Annotated in this window: 2 protein-coding genes; both read left to right on the forward strand. The window is 68.3% G+C overall.

Annotated features, from left to right (window positions below):
* Window positions 1-1,070, forward strand: a 1,070-nt coding sequence (locus RM423_RS24530) for a Mu transposase domain-containing protein (protein WP_311425659.1), incomplete at its 5' end; no start/stop codon positions are given.
* A complete protein-coding gene (istB, locus tag RM423_RS24535) occupies window positions 1,070-1,879 on the forward strand; it encodes an IS21-like element helper ATPase IstB (protein WP_311425660.1) in 810 nt (269 codons plus the stop codon). The genes RM423_RS24530 and istB, both read left to right, overlap by 1 nt.
* The last annotated feature ends 62 nt before the right edge of the window (window positions 1,880-1,941 follow it).

Here is a 1,941-nt window from a genome sequence, read left to right on the forward strand (position 1 = left end):
CTAGCCCGACGTCGTTCACCGTGTTCGAGCCGCGAGTGCGGGCGCTGTTGAGGGAAGTGCCGGACATGCCGGCGACGGTGCTGGCCGAGCGGGTGGGGTGGACGGGCTCGATCCGGTGGTTCCGCGACAACGTCAAGCGGCTGCGTCCTGAGCACCGGCCGATCGATCCTGCTGATCGGATCGTCTGGGCGCCCGGCGACGCCGCGCAGTGCGACCTGTGGTTTCCGCCGCGGAAGATCCCGCTCGAGGACGGCACGGCCAAGCTGCTGCCGGTGCTGGTGATCACTGCCGCGCATTCGCGGTTCGTGACCGGCCGGATGATTCCGACCCGCAAGACGGAGGACCTGTTGTTGGGTTCGTGGGAGCTGATCCAACAGCTGGGTCGGGTTCCACGACGGTTGATCTGGGACAACGAGCCTGGCATCGGCCGCGGCCAACGCCGAGCCGAAGGTGTTGCCTCGTTCATGGGGACCTTGGCGACCAGGCTGGTGCTGCTTCCCCCGAGGGACCCTGAGTCCAAGGGAGTGGTGGAGCGCCGCAACGGATGGTTTGAGACCTCGTTCATGCCCGGCAGGGCGTTCGCCTCCCCGGCGGACTTCAACGCCCAGTTCGCCGACTGGCTGTGCAGGGCGAACACCCGGGTGGTCCGCACGATCAAGGTCGCCCCGGTCGAGCTGATTGACGCCGATCGGGCGGCGATGCTGCCGTTGCCGCCGATTCCGCTGCACCTGGGCTGGCGCAACAAGATCCGGCTGGGCCGCGACTACTACGTCCGTCTGGACACCAACGACTACTCCGTCGACCCGAGCGTGATCGGCCGGATGGTCGATGTGGCCGCGGATCTGCAACGAGTGCGGGTCCGCGCCGAAGGCCGCCTCGTCGCCGAACATGCCCGTGTCTGGGCCAGGGGAACGATCATCACCGACAAGGCACACGTCGAGACCGCCGGTCGGATGCGCAAGCAGTTCCAACAGCCTCGCACCGTCGTCGGCGCGGCAGAGGATCTCACCCGGGATCTGAGCGACTACGACCGCGCGTTCGGGCTCAGCGCCGGCGACGGGATCAGCTGATGGCCACCGCCAACAACACCGCGAAGAGCACCGACGCGGTCAAGCAGATCACCTACCTCGCCGCCGCGCTGAAAGCACCCCGGATCACCGAGGCCGCCGCGCGGCTCGCCGATCAAGCCCGCGACGCGGGCTGGACCCATGAGGACTATCTCGCCGCGGTCCTGGAACGTGAGGTCAGCGCCCGCAACGCCTCCGGCGCTCAGTTGCGGATCCGCGCGGCCGGGTTCGGCGCGGTCAAGACCCTGGAGGACTTCGACTTCGATGCCCAACCAGCGATCCGCCAGCAGGCGGGCGCGCTGGCCTCCGGCGGTTTCCTGACCGAGGCCCGCAACGTCGTGCTGCTCGGCCCGCCCGGAACCGGCAAGACCCACGTGGCGACCGCGCTGGGAGTCGCGGCCGCCCGCCACGGACACCGGGTGCTGTTCGCGACCGCGACCGACTGGGTCACCCGCCTCACCGACGCCCACCGAGCCGGACGGCTGCCCCAGGAGCTGGCCAAGCTACGGCGCTACGGACTGATCATCGTCGACGAGGTCGGCTACCTGCCGTTCGAGCAAGACGCCGCGAACCTCTTCTTCCAACTCGTCTCATCCCGCTACGAACACGCATCCCTCGTGCTGACCTCGAACTTGCCATTCAGCGGCTGGGGCGGTGTCTTCGGCGACCAAGCCGTCGCCGCCGCGATGATCGACCGCATCGTCCACCACGCCGACGTGCTCACCCTCAAAGGAGCCAGCTACCGACTCCGCGGACGAGGCATCGACAGCCTCCCCAGCATCCGCACCACCACCGACCAAACCGAGACCTAGACTGCCCACAACCGCTCACTTTTCAAGCGCCGGAACCGACCAGCTTTGGAGCGCCGTCGACA

It is taken from the genome of Jatrophihabitans lederbergiae (assembly GCF_031845305.1).
GTDB classification, from domain to species: domain Bacteria; phylum Actinomycetota; class Actinomycetes; order Mycobacteriales; family Jatrophihabitantaceae; genus Jatrophihabitans_A; species Jatrophihabitans_A lederbergiae.